Here is an 8,397-nt window from a genome sequence, read left to right as displayed (position 1 = left end):
GGTCGTGGCCTCGGTGATGGGGTGCTCGACCTGGAGGCGGGTGTTGACCTCGAGGAAGGTGAAGATCTTCAGGTCGGGCTGGTAGAGGTACTCGACGGTGCCGGCACCGGCGTATCCGGCCGCGCGGACGAGATCCGCGGAGACCGCGCGCAGGTGGCCCGACTGCTCCTTGGTGAGCAGGGGAGAGGCCGACTCCTCGATGACCTTCTGGTTCTTGCGCTGGATCGAGCAGTCGCGCACCCCCGGGGCCCACACGTTGCCGTGCTTGTCGGCGATGACCTGGACCTCGACGTGGCGCGCGTCGGTGACGAGACGCTCGATGAACACGACGGGGTCGCCGAACGAACGCTCGGCCTCACCCTGGGTGCGTTCGAGGGCGAGTTCGAGCTCGTCCTCCGCATAGACCTTGCGGATGCCGCGGCCGCCGCCGCCGGAGCGGGCCTTGATGATCAGCGGGTAGCCGATGGCCTGCGCGTGGCGGCGGGCGTCGGCGCGGGACTCGACCGGTCCACCGGACCACGGTGCGACGGGAACCCCGACCTTCTCGGCGAGGATCTTCGCCTCGACCTTGTCGCCGAGCAGACGCATGGCGTCGGCCGAGGGGCCGATGAAGGTGATGCCGAGGCGGGCGCAGAGCTCGGCGAAGGCAGGGTCCTCGGCGACGAAGCCCCAGCCGACCCAGACGGCGTCGGCTTTCGCCTCGAGCAGAGCGCGCTCGAGTTCGGCGTGATCGAGGTAGGGGGTCGCCGCCGTGGTCGACGGGCGGAGGGTCACTCCTTCGTCGGCCTGACGGACGAACATCGCCCGTCGTTCGGCGTCGGTGTGCAGAGCGATCGTCCTGATGTCGTAGCCGTGCTCGGAGTTGAGCTCCCGGACTGCCCGGATGAGGCGTACGGCCGCCTCACCGCGATTGACCACTGCGATCCGCTTGAACATACTCGTTGCCACCGTTCTCCATGGTTTGTGCACGCATCGGGCGCGCGTCTCGAAGCTCCACCCCAATGAGGAGGACAAACTAACCGGTCCTACGTTCCACGTCTCGTGTTGGCGGCGCGAGCGGGAACATGTAGCGGTCGGCTCCTCGTGGTTGGCATGGGCATGCGTGTTCGTCGTCGATCCACCGGGCAGCATCCGCGGTGTCCGAAGGACCGTTTCGAACAGATCTTCGCAGCTACGGCCACCGGTTGCGGCGGTCACGTCCCCCAGGGCGAAGGCTCCGTTCGGATAACAGCATGGAGGAAACATGAGGGTTTGTCACGTTTCGTCTCCTGGCGGAAGGTCTCGCTGCTCCTCCTCGGCCGCAGTCTCCCACTGCCTCTCGGACGCAGGGACTTTCGGTCGGGAGCGCGGCGCGGGAGGGGGTGTCGCGCGTGAGGGCGCGGCCGGTACTGTGCAGTAACACCCATCGGTAACTTGCGGGACCGTTCGTGGCCCGCCGCGAACGACTCCTCGTTTGCGCTGGTACACAGAGGTTTTCGGGTGCTCTGAACCGGTCCGCGATCCGGGACCGGGCGCATCGTGCCGCACTCGGCCGGAAGTCCTGTGACATCCGTCACGAGATGCGAAAACGTGCAGCTTTCAACCGAACCGGGACGCGCGTGGCGATGCCCCGAATCGGGAGCGTCGGCGGTCCGGGTTCCGGGCCGGTTCCGGGCATTCCTCCGAGTCCTTGCGGAATCTGGAACAGTGGAAGTGTGCGCCTGCGACCCGAGTCGCAGGAGCGTGTACGGCGGACGAGCCCGCGAGGAGGATCCGTGCCCGATCGACCCCACATCCCCGACCGCGACGACGCGCCCGACCACGACGGCACGCCGGTGGACCGGCGTGCCCGGATCGCCGGGCAGGTCCGCCGATGGTGCGAGGGCGGCAGCATCGAGGGCCGGCATGCGCCGCTGTCGGATGCCGCAGCTGTCGCGCTGGCCGCCGGCCACCTCGACGAATCTGCACGCGCGATCGTGGCGAACCGCCGGCGGGCAGGACGCCGCCTGCCCGCGCTCGACGGCTTCGGGGAACTGCGCCGTCTCTCCGACGACCACGCTCGTATCCGCGCGCGCATCGCCGGTCAGCGGCCCGGCGCCGCGCGGCTCGCACTCGAGTACCGGGCCAACGAACTCGGCAAGCGCATCCGGATGGCGCGGCAGACCGTCGTGCACTCCCCGGTGCACTACGCCCAGGGGGTCCGCGCCGTGCGCCGCGACCGGCGCGACGGACTGCACCTCGAGATCGAGCAACGCGAAGCGCTGTTCGCCGCCCTGCAACGCACTCCCGCACCCCTGCCGGTCGCGCCGGTGGAGCAGGCGCGCGAAATGGTGCTCGGTGTCGCCGTCGACCGTGTGAGCCGCTGGTCCGAGCACACCCCGCTGGCTGAGGCCGGACGCCGCGTGGCCGAACGGCTCGGGCAGGAGAGGCCCGCCGGGGACGATCGCTTCGTCGACCGCTATGACACTCTGCTGTTCCTCGCCGGGTCGCTGTACGACCGCATCGAGGCCTCGGCGGCGTGGCGTTCGGACTATTTCGAGGTTCAACGAGCCCAGCTCGATCTCGCCGAGGAACTCACCCAGATCGCGGTGGACACCGTCGCTCTGCGCGATCTGCTCGACGAGCTGCGTGCCGCCGTCCGGTCGGCGCCGGAAGCGCGTTCCGGGCTCGAATCGCGGGTGGCCGCGCTCGCGCCGGTATGGGATCAGATTCTCGCGCGCGTCACAGCTCTCGCGCGCATCGGAGACCTCCTCACGCGGGCCGAGGACCACCTGCACCTCGCGCACATCGCACAGCGCACCGCGAGTCTCGACGAGCGGATCGACGATCTGATCGGCAGGTCGGGTGTGCGCGAGTTGTCTGCGGAGAACACCGATTTCGTGGTCGACCAGCTCGGGGCGGCGGCCGGGTCGATGGGCGCCCTCCGCAGTGCCCTGCGGACGGACATCGCGGAGCTCACCGGGAAGGAGTGACCCGGAGTCACTGTCACCGCTCACACCGATTCGGCTGCAGTTCGGGGCGGATACCCGAAGTCGCGGGACGTGACCCGCCTCACTGGTGTATTTGTCCGAACCGGTGGTAGCTTCCTCGGGTCCGGTCGGGGGTCGATCCACAAGGGGGCGCGGTGGCGTCGCGGTTCGTGCGTACAGGTTCTGCGTTGGCTGTCGTTGTGGCGCTGGGTGTCTCGGGATGTTCGGGGTCGACGAGTGTGTCGGTCGTCGACGACCCGAGGCTCGAGGCCGAGTTCGAATCCGTCCTCGTCTCGGGGCAGACCCGCACGCTCGGGGAGATCACTGCCGCCGCGGGCATCGAGTCGTGGGACCGGATGTACTACTTCCGGGTGCCGGTGCTCATGAGCGAGCTCAACCGGATGATGCACACGCCGGGCGTGACCTGGCGCAACCTGCCGGGGGCCGATGCCGAAGGGCTGATCGTCTTCGTCTCGCAGGAACAGGTCGTGCGCGCGGTCGCCGACCGCGAGCCGCCGCTGTACCTGAGCGGCTTCGGGACCTCCGATTCGAGCGTCACGCCCGATGCGCTCGCCGGAATTCCTCGTCTCGCCGTCGAGTCCAGGGGGCGCTGATCCGGTAGGCGGCACCCGGCTGCCCTGTATGTCCGCTCTCGGGTAGTTTTTCTCGCAACAACGAGTGAAGACTTTCTTTCCCGAAGAGGTGTGGGGTGGCACGGGTAATCGCGACGATCAACCTGAAAGGTGGCGTCGGCAAGACCACGACGACGGCAGCGCTCGGTGAGTTCATGGCGGCGGAGTTCGGGCAGCGAGTGCTCCTGATCGACCTCGACCCGCAGACCAACCTCACCACGATGATGGTGGGGGAGGAGCGTTGGCAGGAACTGAACGAACTCGGGCGGACCCTCGCGACGCTCTTCCGGAAGGCGATCGATCCCGATGCCGACGAGTTCGACATCGAGAAGGCCGTCCAGCGTGGTGTCTCGCCCGTCCGTACGGTGCGTGATCTCGACCTGCTCGCGTCGTCCCTGGACCTCATGGACATCCAGGAAGGCCTCACCCATCAGCAGTACGCCGATCCCGGCTCGCATCGTCCCGTCGAGATCCTGCTGTCGGCAGTGCGGCCCATCGCAGATCGATACGACTACATCCTCGTCGACTGTCCGCCGAATCTCGGCATCCTCACGCTCAACGGGTTGCGTCTCGCCGACGGGTATCTGGTCCCCACGATCCCCGACATCCTGTCCACCTATGGAATTCCACAGCTGCAGAACAAGATTCGGGAGCTTGCGAAGCGGACCGGGCACTCGGTGCGGGAGATCGGTCTCGTCATCACGAAATATCGCAGTGCATCGAATCTGCACCGCACCATCATCGAACAACTCCAGCGCGACGATCGCATCGCGAACGTCGTTCCCGCCTGGGTGCCCGAAGCCAACCAGATCGCGGCGTCCGCCGAGTACGTGCCCTACGGCACGCTCAAGCGCAAGTACGGCAACACCGGCCAGTACGACGCACTGCGTATCCTCACCGAGACGATCATGATGAATGCGCAGGTGTACCTGTGACGAATCCCGGCACCGATACCGACATGGCACAGGCGCGTCTGCGGGTGCGCATCGGCGAGGCGAGTTCGGCGCTGCTCCGTCTCGACGAGACGGCCCCCGGAACAGCGGGTGCACTGGTCGCCCTCGTGCAGGTGATCGCCGACGAGGCGGCGCGCACGCCGCGCTTCGCGAAGGCGCTGGCAACGGCGCTCTCGGTCACGACGGACGCGGCGGTCCCGATGCCTGTTCCCGCCCTTGCTGCTCCTGCTGCAGCCAGGACGCCCGCACGCCGCAGTCGGCGTGCACCCGGAGCATTCGATCCGTTCGCGGTGTACCGCCAGAGCGGAGAGGCGACTCTGCGGGAGAGACTGTCGTCCCTCGGCGTCGAGCAACTCAAGGACATCATCGCCGAGCACGCCATGGATTACGACAAGCTCGCGATGCGTTGGCGCACGCCGTCCAAACTTCAGGACCGCGTCGTCGAACGGGTCAAGGCGCTCACCACGAAGGGTGATGTGTTCCGGTGACAGGTCACAGACGGTTCTTGTTCTGTTCGTAGCCACGTATGGTCGTTGGAGACCTCCGGTCTCGACAGAGACCGCAGGACGTGGGTACATCGAGTCGCGGATCTCGCTCGACCGCTCGATGTGCGCACCGAGAAGAGGAGCCTACATGGGGGACATCGTCCGACAGGGAGCCACGGCTTTCGTCGCCGAGGTATCGGCGCGCGGCGGCCGGGCCGAGCCGATTTCCGGACAACGGGACGTCCGCGTACGCGGGACTGACGGCTCCGAACGAGTGGTGCGGGTGTGTTCGACGGCGAGCGATCCGTGGCTCGCGCGACGCCGGGACGGAGTTCCCGCCGCCGGCGGCGCCGGGGTGTCGCACTGGGTGTTCGTCGACCTCGCACCTTCGGCACCCGAGTTCTTCGTGGTGGACGCGGACGACATCGAAGCGGGAATCGAGGAGGAGGTCGCTCTCTGGCTCGCCGACCGTCCCGGCCGGACGCCCACCGGTAGCCATCCGATCCAGCGCAGCAACGTCCTTCACGGTCGCGATCACTGGGATCTGCTCGGTCTCGCGAAGACCAGGGATCCCGGGCACGACCCGACTCCCGTGCCCGACACGGGCGCCCGCGTGGAACGCCCCGCCGCACCGGCGGTCGCGGAACCAGAGGCCGACGACGGACGGTTTGCGGTGGTGGCCGACATCGGGGGTTACCGCGTCCAGGGGCGCGTCGATCCGGCGTCGGGGACGCTCGAGATCACCCGGGGGCCGATGGAGGGGCGCCGCTTCCCCGACGCCACAGCCGCGGCACGGGCGCTCGTCGCCTTCTTCGACGACCACGAGACACTGCCCGACGGAGACACCTTCTGGCGCAGCGAGGTCCTCAGGTAGGAGTACGCTCCCGGCAGCGGGGGCGATTCTTTTCGATCTCGGTGACCACAACCGTCGACTCGGGCGACGGATGGCGGTGAACTGGTCCGGCGCAGTACACGACGCCCGGTTCAGCTCACCGAAGGGGAGATCGCATGACCATCACCGAACTCGATCGCGACACGACCACCGCCGAATCCGTCTATGCGGCCGGAGGTATCGCGGTCACCCGGCTGGGGCAGCACATCGGTGCTCGCATCGACGGAGTGCGCCTGTCCGGGTCGTTGTCCCCCGAGACGGTCGAGGCCGTCCGCTACGCGCTCGCCGTGCACAAGGCGATCGTCTTCCGTGGTCAGCATCATCTCGACGACGAGGAGCAGTGGGCCTTCGCGGGTCTGCTCGGAACACAGACCCAGTCGCACCCCACGGTCCACTCGAAGGGCACGCGGTTGCTGCCCATCGAGGGTGCCGCCAACAGCTGGCACACCGATGTCAGCTTCGTCGACCGCATTCCGAAGGCGTCGATCCTGCGTGCGGTGACCCTGCCGCCGTACGGTGGTGCGACGACGTGGGCGTCCACGACCGCCGCCTACGAGCAGTTGCCGGGCGCATTGAGAGCGCTCGTCGACAACCTGTGGGCCCTGCACACCAACCTCTACGACTACGCCGAGAAGCTCGACGTGGGCAGTTCGGATCCGGCACTGACCGAGGAACGTCGTCTCTATCAGGACGAGTTCCGCCGCACCACCTACGAGACGATCCACCCGGTCGTGCGGATTCATCCGGAAACCGGTGAGCGCACCCTGCTGCTCGGTCACTTCGTGAAGGAGTTCGTCGGCCTGAAGCCGTCGGAGACCGCGGCGTTGTTCCAGCTCCTCCAGAGCCGGATCACGAAGTTGGAGAACACCTTCCGGTGGTCGTGGGAGAGCGGCGATGTCGCGATCTGGGACAACCGCGCCACGCAGCACTACGGCATCGCCGATTTCGGCAGCCACACCCGGCGGCTGCAGCGCGTCACTCTCGCCGGCGACATCCCCGTCGGCGTCGACGGCACACAGGGCCGGGTCGTGCAGGGCGACGCGAGCGAGTACTCCGTGGTGGAGGAGCCGTCGCGGTTGCCCGGTTTCGGCGAGCGCTGAGCCACCGGAGCGCGACACGGTCGTCGGAGCGCGAAGCATCCCGCGTCCACGACCGTGTCGCGCTCCTCGCGCCGGCTGTGTCGCGTCGTCGAGGTGAAGATCGGCATGAACGGATCGGTCGGCCCCTTTTCCCGGTACGGCTCGAGCGGGCCGACGCCGTCGACGAGTGCCCGCCACTCGGGACTCGCGACGTCGACGACGGTCACGCTGTAGAACACGTTCTCGTCCGGATACGGGAGGAGTTCCGGCGGTCCGTTCCCGTGGGGATATCCGAGTGGCACTTCCGTCCGCGAACCCGGTGCGCATATGTGACGGAACGCATACTCTGGGTGCACCTGCAGCATCGCGGGTGGTGATCGTCGCGCGCGCCGGTCCCGTCCGCGCCGCACCGTTGCCGCCGCACGGCGGCTCGAGGAGGCCCGATGAACGCGGTTGTCGCTCCCGTCAAGCCCACGCGGCCGTACCCGCCGCGAGCGCACTCCAAGGGGGCGGTCCTTCACGACCTGATCACCACGACGGACCCGAAGAAGCTCGGACTGATGTACATCTTCACATCGTTCGCGTTCTTCCTGTTCGGTGGTCTGCTCGCCCTGTTGATGCGCGCGGAGCTCGCGGTCCCCGGCCTGCAGTTCCTGTCGAACGAGCAGTACAACCAGCTGTTCACCAACCACGGCGGCATCATGCTGCTGATGTACGCGACGCCGGTCGTCTTCGGTTTCGCGAACTACATCCTGCCGCTGCAGATCGGCGCTCCCGACGTCGCCTTCCCGCGCCTGAACGCCTTCAGCTACTGGCTGTACCTGTTCGGCGCGCTCACCGTGGCATTCGGGTTCATCACTCCCGGTGGTGCCGCGGACTTCGGCTGGACGTCCTACATGCCGCTCGCCGACGAGATCCACTCACCCGGTATCGGCGGCAACCTGTGGTTCCTGGGTCTGGCGGTGATGGGTCTGGGCACCATCCTCGGCGGCGTCAACATGATCACCACCGTGGTCTGTATGCGTGCACCGGGGATGACCATGTTCCGCATGCCCATCTTCACGTGGAACATCTTCATCACGATGATCCTCGTGCTCCTCGTCTTCCCCCTCCTCGCCGCGGCGTTCATGGGGGCTTTCGTCGACCGCGTGATCGGTGGCAACATCTACGACCCCGCCACCGGCGGCGTGCTCCTCTACCAACACTTGTTCTGGTTCTTCGGTCACCCCGAGGTGTACATCATCGCACTGCCGTTCTTCGGCATCGTCTCGGAGATCTTCCCGGTCTTCTCCCGCAAGCCGATCTTCGGATACAGCGGCCTGGTCTACGCGACCATCGCGATCGCGGCGCTGTCCATCGCCGTGTGGGCGCACCACATGTACGCCACCGGCGCGGTGCTGCTGCCGTT

The 8,397-nt window shown here is 67.4% G+C and carries 8 protein-coding genes; 7 read left to right on the top strand and 1 reads right to left on the bottom strand.

Annotated elements, in window-relative coordinates:
• A partial coding sequence (locus tag R1101_RS0111455; RefSeq protein WP_026003160.1) for an ATP-binding protein occupies window positions 1–936 on the bottom strand: 936 nt, incomplete at its 3' end.
• A gap of 836 nt (window positions 937–1,772) precedes the next feature.
• Here R1101_RS0111455 and R1101_RS0111450 point away from each other — a divergent pair.
• The 7 genes from R1101_RS0111450 to R1101_RS0111415 all read left to right on the top strand — a co-directional run.
• Window positions 1,773–2,951 carry a hypothetical protein gene (locus R1101_RS0111450; protein WP_051017520.1) on the top strand — a complete coding sequence of 393 codons (1,179 nt, stop codon included), beginning with the start codon at window positions 1,773–1,775 and terminating at the stop codon, window positions 2,949–2,951.
• Window positions 2,952–3,136: 185 nt separating this feature from the next.
• A complete protein-coding gene (locus tag R1101_RS0111445; RefSeq protein ID WP_232284729.1) occupies window positions 3,137–3,562 on the top strand; it encodes a hypothetical protein in 426 nt (141 codons plus the stop codon).
• A gap of 95 nt (window positions 3,563–3,657) precedes the next feature.
• Window positions 3,658–4,515 (top strand): ParA family protein, encoded by an 858-nt coding sequence (locus R1101_RS0111440; protein ID WP_016933569.1) that lies wholly within the window; start codon window positions 3,658–3,660, stop codon window positions 4,513–4,515.
• On the top strand, window positions 4,512–5,021 hold the full coding sequence (locus tag R1101_RS0111435; protein WP_016933568.1) for a hypothetical protein: 510 nt from the start codon (window positions 4,512–4,514) through the stop codon (window positions 5,019–5,021). Before R1101_RS0111440 ends, R1101_RS0111435 begins: the two co-directional genes overlap by 4 nt.
• A gap of 145 nt (window positions 5,022–5,166) precedes the next feature.
• A complete protein-coding gene (locus R1101_RS0111430; RefSeq protein WP_016933567.1) occupies window positions 5,167–5,892 on the top strand; it encodes a hypothetical protein in 726 nt (241 codons plus the stop codon).
• Between the two features lie 134 nt (window positions 5,893–6,026).
• Window positions 6,027–7,010, top strand: coding sequence for a TauD/TfdA dioxygenase family protein (locus tag R1101_RS0111425; protein WP_016933566.1), 984 nt, complete (start codon window positions 6,027–6,029; stop codon window positions 7,008–7,010).
• A 422-nt stretch (window positions 7,011–7,432) separates the two neighbouring features.
• Window positions 7,433–8,397 (top strand): cbb3-type cytochrome c oxidase subunit I (locus R1101_RS0111415; protein ID WP_016933564.1); only part of this gene is annotated, 965 nt, incomplete at its 3' end.

This window comes from Rhodococcus sp. R1101, from assembly GCF_000278445.1.
In the GTDB taxonomy this organism is placed as follows: Bacteria; Actinomycetota; Actinomycetes; order Mycobacteriales; family Mycobacteriaceae; genus Rhodococcus; species Rhodococcus gordoniae.
Note: the sequence above shows the minus strand (reverse complement) of the source record. Positions and strands in the feature narration are given on the sequence as shown.

Bases quoted from the DNA above. Each gene is read 5' to 3' on its own strand.
- R1101_RS0111425 (WP_016933566.1), top strand. From the start codon at position 6,027: ATGACCATCACCGAACTCGATCGCGACACGACCACCGCCGAATCCGTC.
- R1101_RS0111430 (WP_016933567.1), top strand. From the start codon at position 5,167: ATGGGGGACATCGTCCGACAGGGAGCCACGGCTTTCGTCGCCGAGGTA.